16 protein-coding genes and 1 other RNA gene are annotated in these 16,749 nt (G+C 48.7%); 1 reads left to right on the top strand and 16 read right to left on the bottom strand.

Features of this window, described 5'->3' with window-relative positions; all coding sequences use genetic code 11:
* Positions 1–33: 33 nt before the first annotated feature.
* The 7 genes from thiI to GGC63_RS13115 all read right to left on the bottom strand — a co-directional run bounded on the left by thiI (position 34) and on the right by GGC63_RS13115 (position 5,798).
* The gene (gene thiI, locus GGC63_RS13085; protein WP_192702711.1) at positions 34–1,236 is read right to left on the bottom strand and encodes a tRNA uracil 4-sulfurtransferase ThiI; all 1,203 of its coding nucleotides are present in this window, start codon (positions 1,234–1,236) and stop codon (positions 34–36) included.
* Between the two features lie 2 nt (positions 1,237–1,238).
* Entirely contained in the window at positions 1,239–2,405 is a 1,167-nt protein-coding gene (locus GGC63_RS13090; protein WP_079910522.1) for a cysteine desulfurase family protein, read from the bottom strand.
* 91 nt (positions 2,406–2,496) lie between these two features.
* Entirely contained in the window at positions 2,497–3,198 is a 702-nt protein-coding gene (locus GGC63_RS13095; RefSeq protein WP_192702712.1) for a lytic transglycosylase domain-containing protein, read from the bottom strand.
* Positions 3,199–3,397: 199 nt separating this feature from the next.
* Positions 3,398–3,820, bottom strand: a complete 423-nt coding sequence (locus GGC63_RS13100; RefSeq protein ID WP_079910524.1) for a hypothetical protein — start codon at positions 3,818–3,820, stop codon at positions 3,398–3,400.
* A gap of 36 nt (positions 3,821–3,856) precedes the next feature.
* A complete protein-coding gene (locus GGC63_RS13105) occupies positions 3,857–4,063 on the bottom strand; it encodes a DUF1540 domain-containing protein (RefSeq protein ID WP_079910525.1) in 207 nt (68 codons plus the stop codon).
* 47 nt (positions 4,064–4,110) lie between these two features.
* Positions 4,111–5,226: a glycoside hydrolase family 15 protein gene (locus GGC63_RS13110; protein ID WP_192702713.1), complete on the bottom strand. Its 1,116-nt coding sequence runs from the start codon at positions 5,224–5,226 to the stop codon at positions 4,111–4,113.
* Between the two features lie 71 nt (positions 5,227–5,297).
* Entirely contained in the window at positions 5,298–5,798 is a 501-nt protein-coding gene (locus GGC63_RS13115) for a YpuI family protein (protein WP_079910527.1), read from the bottom strand.
* A 197-nt stretch (positions 5,799–5,995) separates the two neighbouring features.
* Between GGC63_RS13115 and GGC63_RS13120 the strand changes: the two genes are divergently transcribed.
* Entirely contained in the window at positions 5,996–7,909 is a 1,914-nt protein-coding gene (locus tag GGC63_RS13120) for a S8 family peptidase (protein ID WP_192702714.1), read from the top strand.
* 78 nt (positions 7,910–7,987) lie between these two features.
* Here the strand turns inward: GGC63_RS13120 and rnpB are convergent.
* The 9 genes from rnpB to recO form a co-directional block, all read right to left on the bottom strand.
* An RNA gene (rnpB, locus tag GGC63_RS13125) (RNase P RNA component class A) lies at positions 7,988–8,394 on the bottom strand.
* A gap of 126 nt (positions 8,395–8,520) precedes the next feature.
* Complete coding sequence (locus tag GGC63_RS13130) at positions 8,521–9,636, bottom strand: Nif3-like dinuclear metal center hexameric protein (protein ID WP_192702715.1); 1,116 nt, start codon at positions 9,634–9,636, stop codon at positions 8,521–8,523.
* On the bottom strand, positions 9,603–10,373 hold the full coding sequence (locus GGC63_RS13135; RefSeq protein ID WP_192702716.1) for a tRNA (adenine(22)-N(1))-methyltransferase: 771 nt from the start codon (positions 10,371–10,373) through the stop codon (positions 9,603–9,605). The genes GGC63_RS13130 and GGC63_RS13135 overlap by 34 nt, the downstream gene beginning before the upstream one ends.
* A 1-nt stretch (position 10,374) precedes the next feature.
* Positions 10,375–11,211, bottom strand: a complete 837-nt coding sequence (locus GGC63_RS13140; RefSeq protein ID WP_192702717.1) for a hypothetical protein — start codon at positions 11,209–11,211, stop codon at positions 10,375–10,377.
* Positions 11,212–11,336: 125 nt separating this feature from the next.
* Positions 11,337–12,452, bottom strand: a complete 1,116-nt coding sequence (gene rpoD / locus GGC63_RS13145) for an RNA polymerase sigma factor RpoD (protein ID WP_192702718.1) — start codon at positions 12,450–12,452, stop codon at positions 11,337–11,339.
* A 45-nt stretch (positions 12,453–12,497) separates the two neighbouring features.
* Complete coding sequence (gene dnaG, locus GGC63_RS13150) at positions 12,498–14,330, bottom strand: DNA primase (protein ID WP_079910533.1); 1,833 nt, start codon at positions 14,328–14,330, stop codon at positions 12,498–12,500.
* A gap of 40 nt (positions 14,331–14,370) precedes the next feature.
* Positions 14,371–14,832, bottom strand: a complete 462-nt coding sequence (locus tag GGC63_RS13155; protein ID WP_079910534.1) for a YaiI/YqxD family protein — start codon at positions 14,830–14,832, stop codon at positions 14,371–14,373.
* Between the two features lie 94 nt (positions 14,833–14,926).
* A complete protein-coding gene (locus tag GGC63_RS13160) occupies positions 14,927–15,739 on the bottom strand; it encodes a pyruvate, water dikinase regulatory protein (RefSeq protein WP_079910535.1) in 813 nt (270 codons plus the stop codon).
* 231 nt (positions 15,740–15,970) lie between these two features.
* Positions 15,971–16,717 (bottom strand): DNA repair protein RecO, encoded by a 747-nt coding sequence (gene recO, locus GGC63_RS13165; RefSeq protein ID WP_192702719.1) that lies wholly within the window; start codon positions 16,715–16,717, stop codon positions 15,971–15,973.
* Positions 16,718–16,749 lie beyond the last annotated feature (32 nt).

Genomic DNA, 16,749 nt, shown 5'->3' on the forward strand with positions numbered 1-16,749 from the left:
TACGCTGCATTCGGCAGCCCGTTTCGCAATCATTCAAAAAAAGCTTGAGAATTTGGACTCCTGCCCCGCATGAATCCAGACGGTTTCCGTCATTTGCGCCGCGCGGTCTATTTCCTCCTCCAGCCATTCCATTTGCTTCTCGATGCTCATAACTACCCGCAAATTCGGATTGGTGCTCGGCGACGGCGGAAGAAAGAGCGTACAGCAATCTTCATGAGGCTGGATCGAAATAGCAAACGTATCGATCGTCTCCGCAATGTCAATGATTTGCTGCTTCTCCATACAAATCAAAGGCTGAATAACTGGCAGGTCCACAGCTCTGCCGATCACGTTCATGCTGGCGAGCGTTTGGCTCGCCACTTGCCCGAGGCTTTCCCCCGTAACGATAGCCATGGCCTCATTGGCTGCGGCAAGCTTCTCCGTAATACGAAACATAGCCCGTCTTAATATAGTTATCAGAAGGTTTTGGTTATATGACTGATGAACCCTGGTTTGCAGATCGGTGAAGGGAACGAGATGAAGCTTGATATCGCCTCCATATTCCGATAGCTTGCCGACCAGATCCTTTACTTTTTGCTGGGACCGCTCGGAAGTATAAGGGTAGCTGTGAAAATGAACCGCTTCGATCCTCAAGCCCTGTCGCATCGCGAGGAAACCGGCCACCGGGCTATCAATGCCCCCCGAAAGCATGAGCATCGCCTTCCCGTTTGTGCCGACCGGGAACCCTCCTGCCCCAGCTTCGACCTGGGAATAAATAAGCGCCCGCTCTTCGCGGAGCTCCACCTTCAACTCCACTTCAGGACGATGGACATCGACCTTGAGACCAGGTATAGCGCGCAGCACAGCAGCACTAACCCGTTGATTCATTTCTTGAGAATCATACGGAAAGCTTTTATTCACACGTCTTACCGATACTTTAAAGCTATCCGGCACCCGTCCGATCTTGAGCATAGCCTCTAACGCGGCGGATTGAACGGCTTCAAGCTCCAGAGGAGCCGTAAAGACTGGACTGAACGAGGTCAGCCCCAGTATTGTTTTCAAGCGAAGGGCTATCTCCTCATACGGCTCGCCATTTAGCGTAATGTATACTCTTCCAAAATCGCGCTGAAACGTTAAGCGGTCATAGAGCTGCAGCTTTTTTCTAATCTGCTCGTAGACCGTTTTTTCAAAACGGTGCCTGTTTTTTCCTTTTAACACAAGTTCCCCGAGGCGGAGAACTATCAAATCCGGTGCCATAGCTACCTCCGTCTGCTCTGAGTTGTCATTGTCGGCTTTAATTTTTCTACAACCTCACGCAATGCCCGGCCAAAAAATTCCGCATCCTCCATGCTCTGGTCCAGCGAGTAGCTAAGCCGGATTCCATGCGCCGCTCTTGCATCGTCATATCCCATAGCATGAAGCACCCGGCTGGGCAGTTCAGCTCCCGACGAGCATGCAGATCGGGTCGAAACATAGATCTGATGCTGTTCTAAAGCATGAACTAGAACCTCCGACTTCATACCCGGAAAAGAAAAATGAACGATATGGGGCGCCATATCCTCTGCGCGCTCGGATCCGCTCAGCTTAAGCTCCGGAATGGCTTGAATCGCCGAAACAAACCTTTCACGCAGTCTGGAGGTATGCTCGAAAAACGTTTCGCGGTGATCATAAGCGATTCGCACAGCTTTTGCCATTCCGACTACGGCAGGAACATTCTCCGTTCCCGACCGGATACCCGCTTCCTGTCCTCCTCCCCAAAGCAAGGGTGTAAGCTCCAGTCCTTGCCGGCAATAGAGGAACCCTATACCCTTGGGGCCGCGAAGCTTATGTGCAGAGCAAGAAAACAGATCGATTCGCTGCTTGACCGGGTCTATCGGCAGCTTGCCGACCGCTTGAACGGCGTCAACGTGAAAGACCGCTTTAGGATAGCTTCTTAAGAGCTCCCCTATTTCCGAAATCGGCTGTATTCGTCCCATCTCGTTATTGACGGCCATAATGCTGACTAGAATCGTATCGTCCGTCAAAGCCTGCTCCAAATGATCCATACGGACACATCCGGTCTCATCAACGGGCAAATAGGTAACCCGGAAGCCTTGATGCTCCAGCTGCTGAAATGTCTCGTAGACGGATGCATGCTCGATGACGCTGGTTATTATATGGTTGCCGCGGTGCCTGAACTTGCTTACAGTCCCTTGAATAGCCAAATTGTTGCTTTCCGTTCCTCCGGAAGTAAAGCGGATTTCGTCAGGAAGCACATTCAAGCACTTGGCTATTACAGCCCTGGATTGCCGGATCAGCTGCTCCGCCTCCATACCGATGCGATGCAGGGAAGAAGGGTTGCCGAAATGCTTCTTCATGATCTCAGCCATCGTATCGACGACTTCGTCATAAGGAGGCGTCGTCGCCGCATAATCCAAATACAGCATGCCATATCCCTCCTTATCATAAAAATAAGACCCAGCTTAAGCCCCTTCCAAGAACAGGGCGCTTGCAGTAGGTCTTGGTATATTGCCGCAGTTAAGCTTCATAATCACGCTGCAGTCGCAGCACCTTGCCTACATAAGCTTGGGTTTCGCTCGGCAATAAATGCATCTTGGACTTCAGCTCTTGATCGTTCGTAATTCCTAAACGGTCTATTCGTCCCGGACCCGCATTATAAGCAGCTAATGCAACACCGCGGTTCCCATTGTACTTCTGGAGCAAACCGGCCAGATACTGGGTTCCGCCATTAATATTTTGGGCTGGATCAAACGGGTTCGTTACCCCTAATCCCCTGCTGGTGCCATCCATAAGCTGCATTAAGCCTTTGGCTCCAGCTCCGGAAACCGCCCGCGGATTAAAAGAGGATTCCGTATCAATGACCGCTTTGACCAAGCTGGATTGAACGCTGTGCTTACGGCTTGCGCTTTCTATTAAAGCTTCAAGATCTCCGGCTGATTTCACGCTGCCCGGCTTCTGTACGGAAGCATACGCCCCATTAGGCATAACAGGAACATAACTGTTCCGAAAAGGCTGCAACGAACCGGAAGAAGCGATCGTCCCAGCTGCCGCCAACGGTCTATCGGAGCTCGATGCCGATGAGAATAACAGACTGTTCAGGATTTCCGAGAAATTGGTATCGTCTTCCGTCGCAGTCTGCGCACTCGTAGATAACAAGCTTGATTTGCTTAAGATCTGAAGCTGAAGCAATTCCTTAATCGTTCTAGGGTCAATGTTCATTTCTGTTATATGCTCCCTATTCCCAGTTTCACCCCCTATTGTACACTGTTTTGGACTTGCCATCCAGTTCTTTTTGCACTAATTGTCAGAAAACCTATGGTTACGTTGTTTCAAAGCTTAGGTAAACATAAAAAAGCACAGGATATCCATACCCCGTGCTTGGTAATTAACCTGCCATGATGAAATGATAAAATACCCGTTAAGAATAAAGAGGCAGCAGCAAAAAATAACCGGCCAATGAAATAAGCCCAAGGATGACGGACCAAACCCCTAATGCCCGAATCCCCCGCATGTACGACAGGCCCCCTATAACAATGGCGGCTGTGCCGAGCGTTACCGGAAACATAAACATCGACAAGATAGCCGCAGCTAGCGCCGTATACCCTAACCAGCGGCTTTGGCCGCGGGCTTCGGCCCCCACATCCGTTGCCGACTCCATTTTCCGTTTGGATGACTCCCTTGTATGAACAGGAGCCTGAACGGGAGGACCGAAAGTAGACGAAATTTCGGCAGCATACTCATCCGAATCTTTAAACGTGTAAGGCTTCGGCATCCGCTTCATGGAATCATGCCTGGACTTGGCCTGTGCCCTTGCTCGCCCCCGCTTCCTATGGTCAGTCATAGGTTATCCCTCCGATCTGCCTGATCGTAGCTAAGACTACTTCTTCTTCGGCTGAAACGTGTGGCAGCAGGTGCTGCGGACACTTCCCGCACGGTCTTGATGATCGTCGAAGTCTTGAGCGAATTCGGAGTCATACTGGTCGTTGGCGTGTTTGTCGATCTCAATCATGATGGATTTGGCTGCGCACTGATTCCCTTCTGCCCAGAAATTACAGTTGGAAACACTGCATCTTACGTCTGGCATCCATATCACCCCCTCCTCAATGTGCCCGAAGAAGGGGGGGCGCTATACTATCCGTATAGCTGGGAATATAGCACAAGATACATCGCATGGGACCATAACAATGGAGTAGCCGGGGTCCCCCAACGTTCCACCCATTGCTTGTAAATATCTGTCGAAGCATGTGGAACCTGCTCCGGCAAGCGTCCCAATGCATCAGCTTGCCGCACAATCCATTCGAGTGCAGCCTCCGCCTGCTCACGTCTGCCAGCCTTATATTCGATCCAGCCATACCAGGCTGTGAGCAGAATCCACTCGCCGCCGCCATAATATTCATCCCCTGCATATCTTCGGACTCCGCTTTGATCGCTTTTTAAATCCGTCCTAAGTTTATCCAGGGTAGCAGACATTATCGGATGATCTACCGAAAATACTTGAAATGGCTCACAAAGCCACATCAGACTCGCATCCACACCGGCATAACTGACGTCATATTGACCGTTGTCTGCCGGACGAATGCTTTTTACAAAGCTGCCCGTTTGCCGGTCAACACAATGCTCTAACAAAAACTTGCGGATGGACCCGGTAACCTCATCGATGGAAGGGTCATTGATATAGGGTCTCATCGAGGTCAACCCCCCATATATGCAAGCAAGCGTAGAGGCATGGATTTGATCGTTGCGTTCCTCCCAGCAATCAAAATTCGGCTGCATCCAGAATGCGCTCAAATACCGTATAGTTAGTTCTACGCTGGTCCGGAACGATTCCGGTACCGAGGTCAGTCCCGATTGGTTCCAATGCCACGCAAGCCCCCATAACCAGGCTCCGTAACCGTCCAATTGAAAATGCCCCCACTCCGAATGTTCATCGTCACGGCCATCGAGGTGGTATCTTGTATGTAAAAATTCGTGCTGAGCAATAGGCTCGCCCCTTTGATGCTTTTGCAGCAAGGCTTCCACACGATCCTTAAGCCGCGTCAGCACTTGATTCACCCAATCATGAAACTTCACAGAGCTTTCCCTGTCTCCGGCTATATCCATTGAATAAGCAATAAAACTGCCGTCCCTTAGCCAGCTGAACGTATAATGGGAAAATAAAGGACATGCTACGTAACTCCCGCTAGGATGTTGATTAAACCGGATGATCTGTTTGCTGATTGCAGCCAATTCATGCATAGTAACGGCCACAAGCGTACCCCCTCTCTAAACAAAAAGAGATGCATTAAGCATCTCTAGTAAGTATTTCCAAGTTGGTCTATTTATACGCGTTCGCCCTGCATGCGCTTTTGCGTAATATAATCCGTTTCATAATAAGCCAAGTCTTCACGAAGCGTCTCAAAAATTTTGGACAGCTCGATAGTCAGGTCACGAACGGCCCGAACCGGCTTTTTGCGGAAGCGGATCGCATCTTGTCCCGTGTAAGCATAGCGTCCATCCTCAGAATAGCATTCATTTTTAGGATAGAAGAAATTATTGACGCAGCTGTGGTACACCTCATACAATACTTTCTCAGCATACTCCACATTAAACGTAGGACGTCTTAAGCTTACGCCAAGCTTCTCATAAGCCACTTCGCAGAAAACAAGAAGATGGCGAGTGTCGGATAAATACCCCTTATAAAATTCCTCCATTGTTGGATCCATTTCAGAATTCAGCTTTTGCAAGGAATGATCGTTCAAGAAAGTTTCCATTTTCGTGATGGCATCGCTTAGCTTGGATTTAGTCGTTTCACATAAATTTTTCACATTAAACATCGCCATAAGTCAAGACCTCCTGTATTTAAAACAAAACATGCTGATAAATAATCATAATATCTTCTCTTCATCCTACCACAAAATGTAGCTAAAAGTAATACGAAAAATAACTATTGGCAAAAAACGAGGAGATGATTTCCGGTTGTAATCTATTCTTCATACGGAGACTCTAACGGTATCATCAAGGAAAAGGAGTCAGTCCGATGTGGAAATACGCCTTGTCTTTTGCATTATTGCTTGCCTTTGGTGCGCTCCTGTTTCCCCGTAACGAAGGTGCACCCCGTATAGCAAATTTGTCTCCCGCTGAGGAGATCAAAGTGAAACAAGCTACCCTGTCGCAGGATATGAAGCTGACAGACGATTTATGCCGTTCGCAGTGCAGTCTGGAGCTGGGGCGTATTCTTAGCCAAGCCGAGCATCAATCCGCGGATAAGAAGCAAAGCGGTCTTACAACCCTGCAGCAGGAGCACCCTCATATGCTTAAGCTGTATTGGGCAACCAAGAACGAGCCTCTCGACCGCAGTTTACAGGCAGGCCAAATGGATGATGCTCTTCGTTCATTCGCCGAGCCGGAATTGAAGAAAGCGAAGGAGCATACGGATCGGGGAGAAAGCTACCAATCCTCGCCTTTTCAGCATCAGGGCGAACCTTATTTTGTTCTTGGCGTACCTTCCAAAAGCTACGATTCGGCCATGATTGGAGTCGTCAAGCAGACCATCTTGAAACAGGTGGAGAACCATCAGCTCAAAAACCTGCGAATTGTGACCTATCCGGCCGACAATCACTATAAGATTGAATCGGTGGATTCCAGGACATTGCAGGATGTTAAAGTAAACCATCCGGAAGAAAACGAAGGAACAAGCCATTATCATGTGAATCAGGTCGTCGTCCGCTTCAAGCAGGAGCCCTCCAGCGCAGATTTAGCCAAGATCGAAGCGGATATAGGCACGACCCATTACCGTAAGGTTGGTTACACATATGTCTTCGAATCCCGTAAGTTGGAAGCCAAGCAATTGATGGACTACTTTCAAAAGTGGAATGTCGCTTATGCAGAGCCGCATTTTTTATATTTAACCAATAGTGAAGCTGTTGACGCGGTTAAAGAGAACGGCTCCCAGGCTTCTGACAATACCAATTTCAAGCCTAACGACTCCTTATATCAGCGATATCAATGGAACCTGCCTCTTATCGATACGGAATCCGGCTGGGCTATATCCAAAGGATCTCAGGACGTCAAAGTGGCTATCGTGGATACCGGAGTGGATTTGAATCACCCGGATTTGAAAGACCAGTTGATCTCCGGATATAACGTAGTCAATAGCGATGCTCCCCCAGCAGACGACGTAGGCCACGGAACCCATGTTGCCGGAGTCGTCGGCGCTATCGTCAACAACCATCTGGGAGTAGCCGGAATGAGCTGGTATAACCGCATTATGCCGGTCAAAGTATTGGACCAAAGCGGTGCGGGCAGCACGTACTCCGTCGCGCAGGGAATCATCTGGGCTACCGATCACGGAGCCAAAGTCATCAATATGAGCCTTGGCAATTACGCTCAAGCCAATTTCCTGCATGACGCCATCAAGTATGCTTACGATCATGATGTTGTCCTGATTGCCGCGAGCGGCAATGATAACACAGCGACTCCCGGCTTCCCGGCGGCATACCCAGAGGTATTCGCCGTAGCCGCTACAGACGCCAATAAAAATAAAGCATCCTTCTCTAACTACGGGGATTATATTGACGTTGCCGCGCCTGGCGTCAGCATCGCGAGCACCTATCCGCATAATCAATATGCTGCTTTATCCGGCACCTCCATGGCAAGTCCGCATGTCACTGCTTTGGCTGCCTTGATCCGATCTGTAAATCCGCAATTGAAAAACACAGAGGTTATGCAGATTATGCGGGATACCGCACAAGATATCGGACCTAAAGGAAAGGACTCTTACTACGGATACGGATTGATTGATGTCGTTGCCGCTTTGAACAAAGCTCAAGGCAATAAAAATCCGCAAACCATGCAAAAACCGCAAAATCACACAGAAACCAAAACACCCGAAGCGGCTCCCGCCCGGTCCGATTGGGCACAGAGACTTCTGGAACGCCTCGGATGGAGATAATCTTCGCTAATTGTTTATTTCCAATAAATAAGTATCAACAGCACAAAAACCGCCTGCAAGGGCGGTTTTTGTCGGTTCCAGGAAAGCTTGCCGTAAGCCGGGTTCTGTACTTCCAGTGGTCGTAACGGGTACCACCCTCCCACCGTTGAAGCGACAATCATCTATCTAGGCCAAACATTGCTGCTTGGCTCAAGCGACCAACCCGAACGCGTCCCGGGCAAGGACTATCTTCGAAAAGATGTGCGTTCCATTAGGTCTTGCTCCAAATGGGGTTTACCAGGACATATGTCACCATATCTCCTCGTGGTCTCTTACACCACGGTTCCACCCTTGCCTGTGCGAAGGGCAAGCCCTCCGCCATCGGCGGTCCATTTCTGTGGCACTAGCCTTCAGCTCGCGCTGACTGGACGTTATCCAGCATTCTGCCCTGCGGAGCCCGGACTTTCCTCTCGTGATTTCTCACCAGCGATTGTCTGTCAAGCTTTCCTGATGTGCATTTGCTAGTATACAGCGATTTCGAATAAAAAACAACCGTTGTGTTGTTTCCATTTGCGCCAAATGACGCTATCACATGTAAAAAGCTGCATATTTGAAGCCCGTTTAATGGTTAATCAGACAAAATGGAACGGCTCCGTATGAATTTCCGATGCAAAGACACCGGTTTCCGATTTTTTATCCTGCAGCTTTTTACGCAGGTAATCGGCAACCCCCTGCTTCATTATCTTCTCTACATTATGCCCCGGGTCTATAATAGCAAGCCCCGCAGCCAAGGCATCATGCGCCGTATGATAGTCGATATCGCCGGTAATCAATACGTCGGCTCCCGCAAACAGAGCATGGCGCACATAGCGGCTGCCAGAGCCGCCCAGTACCGCGATTTTACGCACGGAACGGGCAGGATCACCTACAACACGTACCGCAGGAACATCATAGGCCTGCTTCACCTTCTCACACAGCTCCTGCAGCGTTACGGCATCGTCCAGCTTGCCGACACGGCCTAAACCGAAGGTCCGGCCTTTTAAATCCAATTGATACAAGTCATACGCCACTTCTTCGTAAGGATGTGCTTTCAGCATAGCCTGGATCGCTTTGCGCTCGATGCTTTGCGGAATAATGGTTTCAAGTCGGACCTCCCGCACTTCTTCCAGCTTCCCTTGCTTGCCTATAAAGGGGTCGCTCCCCTCTTCCGGAACGAAGGTACCGGTCCCCTCGATATTGAAGCTGCAGTGGCTGTATTGTCCGATCCAGCCTGCACCGGCTTGGAACAGTGCCTGCCGCACTTTGTCCACGTGATCCTCCGGGATAAACACGACGAGCTTCTTCAGCTTGTCCGTATGGATATCCTCAAGCGGGGACAAACCCTGTAACCCTAACGCCTCTGCCATCAAATCGTTGACTCCGCCCTCCGCTACATCCAAATTCGTATGGGCGATGTATACGGCAATATCGTTTTTGATCAGCTTCTCATACAGCTTTCCTGCAGGAGAATCCGTCTGGAGATGGGCCAAAGGTCTGAAAATAATCGCATGATGAGCAATAATCAAATTGGCCTGCAGACGAATGGCCTCATCGACTACCTCGTCGGTCACGTCCAAAGCCACCAGAACATTGGTGATCTCTTTGTTCAGAGTACCCAATTGCAAGCCTATCTTATCATCGGGTACGGCATAATGTTTGGGTGCAAGCTCCTCCATCAATTGGATGACGTTTTGTCCTTTTGCAAGCATGCCATAACCTCCTTGATTCGTTTCATTTCCAGCTCCAGATCCTTCTCTTTGGACCGCGACTCCGCTGCTTCAGACAAAGCCAGCTGACGTCGTATCATCTCCAGCTTGCCTAATTCCTGCTCCCATTTCTGGAACCATACCACAGAAGGCTGCCGTGTCAAATAAGGACCCATTTTTATTAGCTGCTCGCGGCCCATAGTAACGCCTCCATGGAGGGTGCGAGTCTGATACAGCTCCTCATTGCTAGCCTCAGCTTGCCCGGACGGCTCGGCTACGAGAATTTCGTATATTTTGCCATCCTCCTCCAAAATAAGCTCCTCCGTTAGAACCCAGTGATGCTCCAGCAGCCAGCTGCGAACGTTGGCTTCCCCGACATTCGGCTGAAGAACGAGACGCTTTACACCGGCCAGCTTTTCTTTACCCGCCTCCAGAATACTCGCAATCAAGGCGCCTCCCATGCCGGCTATAGTTATTACCTCGACTTCGCCTGCTGAAATGACCGCCAATCCATCCCCGAGACGTACGTCTACTATTTCTTCCAGTCGGGATTCACGAATTTGCTTGGAAGCTGCCTGGAAAGGACCCGGATTTACTTCTCCCGCAATCCCTTTCACAATGCGCCCTTGAAGCGCCAAAAAGCTGGGAAGCAGAGCGTGGTCGGAGCCAATATCGGCCAGACTGCTCCCGGCAGGTACCTGCTTCGCTATCCATTCCAGTCGTTTTGATAATTTTAACATATTATGCAACCCACTCAGTCCATTTTTTTCTAAATGTAAACAATACGCTTGCTTCTAGAAATATTTTGCCTACCAGGGCCAATTGTACCGCTTGAGGCCCATACTGTTCGGCATACAGCATACCATATAATTCGGGCATAAACCAAACGATACAGCTCAGCATAAGGAAGACTGTGCTTGTTTGCTTCGTTTTCTGATGCAGGAGCCATCCAAGCCAGCCAAACAGCAGACTGAGAGGCACCCAGCTTAGCTCCAGAGTTACCCAATTGATGGAATCCAGCTGATAATGCAGCAGCCAGCCATAGCAGAAAACAAGTGCGACCCAGCCGCTTAGTTGAAAAAGCAGGAAACGGGACAATAGACCCGTAAGCAGCCATATGAGACTGCACAGAACAACGTAGCCTACGACAAGCACCGATTCATAAATATGATACAATCGGAACAAATACACGCCAATAAAGAGCAGGAAGAGCGAGGCCATCCCGAACAAGATTTGTGCTCTAAGCGGCTCTTTGTCTTTCTGCAGGCTTCCTGTCGCGTAGCATAGAAAAAGGAAGGTTAAGGAAACCCCAATTTGCATTGGTAAATTAAAAGCGGTAAAATTAAGAGCAGTTAAAGAAATAACGGCGATGAAGCCGAAGAGAAGAACCCATATTTTCCAATTACTGTTTTTTATCGCGTTAGGCGTAATCCCCAGGAACGATGTTTTGCCAGAAGCTTGATTTGTTCCTTCCTCCAAATAGAGGTTTAATAAAAAATCACAATAATGTTCAGGTAGCAGCTTGCTTTTGCGCCATTGTTCGATTTCACGAATAATTATTTTTCTTTTATCATCCATACTAATGCTTTCACCTCTTTAACGACCTATTTGCTAATTGCTACTTGTTCATTTATCGGTTGAGGTGAAACAAAAAATTAGACCTAACTGCAGCAAGTGCAGAAAGGTCGTAGGGTTCAAGCTGTTTATTCAAGAAAATCTTTCAATCGTTTGCTGCGGCTAGGATGTCTCAGCTTACGCAGCGCTTTCGCTTCGATTTGGCGAATCCGCTCACGGGTAACTCCGAACACCTTGCCGACTTCCTCCAGTGTGCGTGTACGCCCGTCATCCAAGCCGAAACGAAGCCGGAGTACGTTTTCTTCACGTTCAGTTAACGTATCAAGCACATCCTCGAGCTGTTCCTTCAATAATTCATAAGCAGCCGCATCTGCAGGAGCCAACGCTTCCTGATCCTCGATAAAATCACCCAGGTGAGAATCGTCTTCCTCACCGATTGGCGTTTCCAGCGATACCGGCTCCTGAGCAATCTTCATAATTTCACGGACCTTATCGGTGCTGAGATCCATTTCCTTAGCGATTTCCTCAGGCATAGGCTCACGTCCAAGCTCTTGAAGAAGCTGCCGCGATACACGAATCAGCTTGTTAATCGTCTCAACCATATGCACCGGAATACGGATCGTTCTTGCCTGGTCCGCAATCGCGCGGGTAATCGCTTGACGAATCCACCAGGTCGCATACGTACTGAACTTGAAGCCTTTGTCGTGGTCGAATTTCTCAACCGCTTTGATCAAGCCCATGTTACCTTCCTGGATAAGGTCGAGGAACAGCATCCCTCGTCCCACGTATCTTTTGGCAATGCTGACAACGAGACGCAGGTTGGCTTCGGCCAGACGGCGCTTGGCTTCCTCGTCTCCCAATTCGATACGCTTGGCAAGATCAATCTCATCCTCTGCCGACAGCAATGGAACTCTGCCGATCTCCTTCAAGTACATACGTACCGGATCGTTAATTTTGATACCTGGCGGTAGCGACAAGTCATCGTCAAAGTGGAAATCGTCATGCTCCTGATCCTGTCCATGCTCATGATCCTCATCCGATTCGTTGCCTACATCAATCCCCAACTCCGACAGATGTTCAAAAAACTCGTCGATTTGCTCCGGATCCTGGTCAAAGGGAGCCAGCTTCTCCATAATATCTTTGTAGGTTAAAGAGGAACGCTTTTTGCCCTGCTCAATCAGCTGTTCCTTAACTTGCTCTAACGTCAACTCAGTCTCTATCTCCGTATGTTGATCGTTCGCCATAATCCAACTCCCTCCTCCCTAGAGACATCTTGTAGCTTCTCACGCTTAAGATGATTTCAATTGCTTTTCTAGGGATATAATCTCAATACCTATTTGTGCAGCCCGTGTTATGTCCCCTGAACGTTCTGCGCGAATCATTTCTTCTCTTTTTCGCTTAATTAATTGCTGCTGCGGATATTTTTTTATTTCTCGGATGTAATCATCAATGACTTGATTGTTGACCCCGTGAGAATTGCCCATCATTGCTATGGAACTGGCCAAGCTCTCCAGCTCCGCTTCTTGAAGCATGGCAATGAAGCTGCTCGCATTAGGCTCATACCCTTGTGCATAATAGGCGTACAAATAAGCAGCCAGCGCCGCGTGCGCATCTACGTTAAATTGGTCACCTAGCTCCCGTTCCACGTAGTGCGTCACTTCCCGATCGTACATCATGATAGCCAAGAGCTGACGCTCCGCATTATGATAAGCAAGATATAATGAGGGATTTGGCTGACGCGGTGCTCCGTCATTCATAACATTATTCCACGGTTTATCTTTATTATCCCCGAACTTGTTGTTTTTTTCCGCTTGGAGTCGAATTTCATTCAAGGTTTGTAACGTAAATTCGTAGGAATAATGGAATTCGGTTGACAGCTCCCTTACATAATGCTCTCGTTCGATTGGCGAAGGAATTTCAGCAATAATTTTCAAAGCTTGCTGAACATAACGCAGCTTTTCTCCATCCTCCTGCAGTTTGAAATTTTTGCGAAAATAAAGAAGTTTATATTTGATCGACGGTACGGCAGCTTCAATCACTTCCCGTACAAATCGTTCAGAACCGTTGCTGGCAATGTATTCGTCTGGATCTTGACCGTTTGGAATGATGGCGACCTTGACGAGCAGGCCCGCCTTCTCCAGAATCGGAATGCTCTTATAGGCTGCTGCTTGACCTGCGGAATCTCCGTCATATGCAACAATGACCTGATCCGCCTGCTTGCGGATGATATCCGCGTGCTCGCTGGTCAACGCGGTTCCCATCGTGGCGACACCGTTGACGACCCCGGCCTCCCAAGCCTTAATGACATCCATATAGCCCTCGAACAACACCAATTGCTGATGCTTTCGAATATTAGGCCTTGCCAGATGCATATTATAGAGGCTTCGGCTCTTGTGAAACAGCATGGATTCGGGACTGTTCAAATATTTGGGCTGTGCGTCACCCATCGCTCTTCCCGCAAACGCAATGATGTTTCCCTTCCAGTCATGAATCGGAAATATGATTCGGTCGCGGAATTTATCAAAATATCCCTGATTTTCCTGCCTGGCTGAAATCAGTCCCCCTTTTTCCATTAAGGGCAGAGAGAACTGCCTCCGCTCCAAGAGCTGTGTCAGCGTATCCCATGGAGTGGGAGCGTAGCCGATTCCGAACGTTTCTATCTGTTTGTCGTTCAGACCCCGCGATCGTAGATATTGCATCGCCTGTTTGCCTTGCTCGGTATTTTTCAAAATATACTGATACAGCTTACCGGCAAGCTCATAGGCTTCAAGCAGCTTGGTTTTCTCAGGATTTTGCTCGCGACGCTGGTCCGCTATAGCATCGAGGCCGATATCCAGATTGGCTTCTTTGGCCAATTGGCTGACTGCCTCCGCAAAGGAATACCCCTCCATCGCCATCAAAAACTGAATGACACCGCCTCCGGCCCCACAGCCGAAGCAATGATAAATTTGCTTTTCAGGTGTAACGGTAAACGACGGCGTCTTTTCCGAATGAAAGGGACAAAGTCCTTTCATATAGTGCCCTTGCTTGCTTAAATGCACATAACGGCCAACGACATCCACAACATCATGATGCTTGAGGACTGTTTCGATGATTTCTTCCGGAATGCGTCCGTTACTCATCCTATCCACCTTCAATCAAATTAACACGTAATACTATTCGCTACAGGTTGCGAATCTCCTGCAAGTCCTGCAAAACTTTTGTCAAAGAATGTAGAAAAAAATGTCGATCCTCGTCGGTAAACGGTTTCGGCCCTTTGGAGTGCTTGCCTCCCCGGCGCTGCTTCGCCTGCTCATGCCTGCGATCCAATAAAAAATCAATCGTCCGGTCATTGTACTGCTGCCCGCGATTCGATAACGCTAGAGCTTTTTTACCCAAAGCTAAAGCAGCCAAACCAAAATCCTGAGTAATCAGAATGTCACCAGGCGAAATTCGGTTCGCTATATACAAATCAACGGATTGATCGGAACGATCGACTTGAACGATCTGCACTCCCTCCATGGGAGCCAGGCGATGATCGAATGAGGCGACCATCATAACTTCGACATTAAACTGCGAGGCGGCTTTGACGATTTCCGACTTAACCGGACATGCATCGGCATCCACAATAATTTTAAACGGCATAGTCAAGTCCCACCGAATTCCTACTGAAGTACCACCGTAATATTATATACGATGAATAAATAAAAAATCCTGCACGATTTCGCGAAAAAATGACTTACCGTCCTTGAAACATATCGATGATCAGGCTCGCCGTTTCTTCCACCGCTTTATTGGAGACATCGATTACGGTACAATCGAGCTTCTTCATAATTTGGTTCGCATATTCGAGCTCCTTATGGATTCGTTCCACATTGGCGTAGGTCGCGTTCTGCGGAAGTCCAAGCATCTTCAACCGCTCCGTGCGAATCATATTGAGCTTCACAGGATCGATGCGGAGGCCGACGATTTTTTTCTTGGAAATGGTAAACAACTGCTCGGGAGGTTGAATTTCCGGCACAAGCGGAACGTTGGCCACCTTGAACTTTTTGTGCGCAAGATACATGGACAAAGGCGTCTTCGAGGTTCGGGATACCCCGACCAGTACGATATCCGCCTGCAGAACCCCATTGAAATCCCGGCCATCGTCATATTTTACGGCGAATTCGACGGCCTCTACCTTCTTGAAATAATCCTCATCCAACGGGTGAATCATGCCGGGCTGGTGCCGCGATTCCTGCTGAAGCTTTTTTTCCAAAGAACCAATAATCGGCCCCAGCAAATCGATGTAAGGAAGCTGATAGCGGATTGCCTGCTCCACCAAATAATCGCGTAATTCAGGTATAACCAGAGTAAACACAATAATGCCGTCTCTTTGCTTCGCGGTCTGCACCAGCTTATCGATTCCTGCCCTGTTCTCCAAAAACGGTACGATGCGCATATCCACCTGCTGGGGATAAAACTGAACCGTCGCCGCCCGGACTACCGCTTCACCCGTTTCTCCTGCTGAGTCTGAAGCTACATAGATAATAGGATTCGTTTGTTCCGCCACTACTGCACCTGCTTTCTTAAGACAAGCTACTAATAATACGTATGTAAGGTATAAATGTTTCACGTTGCTGCAGCATCAGCTTGCTGCATTCGGCTGCGAAGGAAATTCCAGCTATTTCTCCCTTCTAACAAAAAATTCCCGCCGCAAAGTCTAGGAAAGACTTGGCAGGACGAGAAGTCGCCTTTAATGTTAATATATTATATTATCAAACGTAAATAAAAATGTCAAAGCTTAAACACCGTATTTCTCCATCTGCTCAAGAAAATTTCGGGATTTCAGATTGAGGCCGATATGAGTATCATAATAGGTCCTCATCAGCTGCTTCAGCGCTTCTTTGGTTTGGGGCTTTACGTCGATTTCTCCCAAGCGCCGAATATCCATCTGGGCAAACAGCCGCATCAGTCTCCACGTGCCGGAAGTCATCAGCACGGCTTGCGGGTCCTTGCTTCTGCATCGCCCGCATAAGATCCCCCCTAAGCCTGCGCTGAACCGCATTTCTCCCTCCGTCGATCTGCAGGAAACACAGGCGTCCAGCTCGGGCATATAACCGGCCTGCATCCAAATTTTCATTTCATACATAAAGCCGATGATCTGCATATCTTTATCCGCTTCCAGACCCGCCAACGCAGCTTTCAGCTGTTCAAACAAAAAAGCGTTAGCTTCCTGATCGGCCATCATCCGATCGGTCAGCTCCGCCATGTAGGACGCATAAGCCGCTTTATGTAAGTCCTCCCGGATTCGATGATGGGAATCCAGGATTTCTGCATGATTCAAGGTTCCTAGCTGGCCGGACCTGAAGAATAAATAATCTCCGCTCGTAAAAAGCTGGGCGACGGAGGCATAGCGGCTTTTTACCTTTTTAGCTCCTCGAACAATGACAGCCACTTTACCCATTTCGCGTGAAAACAAAGTAATGATTTTGTTGCCTTCCCCATAATCCATGCTTCGAATGACAATCCCTTGCACTCTGTACTGCATCGTCCGTCCTTCCCCCAAAGCACCATGTAGAC

Origin of the sequence: Paenibacillus sp. OAS669 (assembly GCF_014873645.1) — a bacterium.
Classification (GTDB): Bacteria; Bacillota; Bacilli; order Paenibacillales; family NBRC-103111; genus Paenibacillus_S; species Paenibacillus_S vulneris.

Coding starts and splice junctions, on each gene's coding strand:
- GGC63_RS13100 (WP_079910524.1), bottom strand. CDS start 3,820: ATGACTGACCATAGGAAGCGGGGGCGAGCAAGGGCACAGGCCAAGTCC.
- thiI (WP_192702711.1), bottom strand. CDS start 1,236: ATGGCACCGGATTTGATAGTTCTCCGCCTCGGGGAACTTGTGTTAAAA.
- GGC63_RS13140 (WP_192702717.1), bottom strand. CDS start 11,211: ATGGATGATAAAAGAAAAATAATTATTCGTGAAATCGAACAATGGCGC.
- GGC63_RS13155 (WP_079910534.1), bottom strand. CDS start 14,832: ATGCCGTTTAAAATTATTGTGGATGCCGATGCATGTCCGGTTAAGTCG.
- GGC63_RS13090 (WP_079910522.1), bottom strand. CDS start 2,405: ATGCTGTATTTGGATTATGCGGCGACGACGCCTCCTTATGACGAAGTC.
- GGC63_RS13095 (WP_192702712.1), bottom strand. CDS start 3,198: ATGAACATTGACCCTAGAACGATTAAGGAATTGCTTCAGCTTCAGATC.
- recO (WP_192702719.1), bottom strand. CDS start 16,717: ATGCAGTACAGAGTGCAAGGGATTGTCATTCGAAGCATGGATTATGGG.
- GGC63_RS13135 (WP_192702716.1), bottom strand. CDS start 10,373: ATGTTAAAATTATCAAAACGACTGGAATGGATAGCGAAGCAGGTACCT.
- dnaG (WP_079910533.1), bottom strand. CDS start 14,330: ATGAGTAACGGACGCATTCCGGAAGAAATCATCGAAACAGTCCTCAAG.
- GGC63_RS13120 (WP_192702714.1), top strand. CDS start 5,996: ATGTGGAAATACGCCTTGTCTTTTGCATTATTGCTTGCCTTTGGTGCG.
- GGC63_RS13115 (WP_079910527.1), bottom strand. CDS start 5,798: ATGGCGATGTTTAATGTGAAAAATTTATGTGAAACGACTAAATCCAAG.
- GGC63_RS13105 (WP_079910525.1), bottom strand. CDS start 4,063: ATGCCAGACGTAAGATGCAGTGTTTCCAACTGTAATTTCTGGGCAGAA.
- rpoD (WP_192702718.1), bottom strand. CDS start 12,452: ATGGCGAACGATCAACATACGGAGATAGAGACTGAGTTGACGTTAGAG.
- GGC63_RS13130 (WP_192702715.1), bottom strand. CDS start 9,636: ATGCTTGCAAAAGGACAAAACGTCATCCAATTGATGGAGGAGCTTGCA.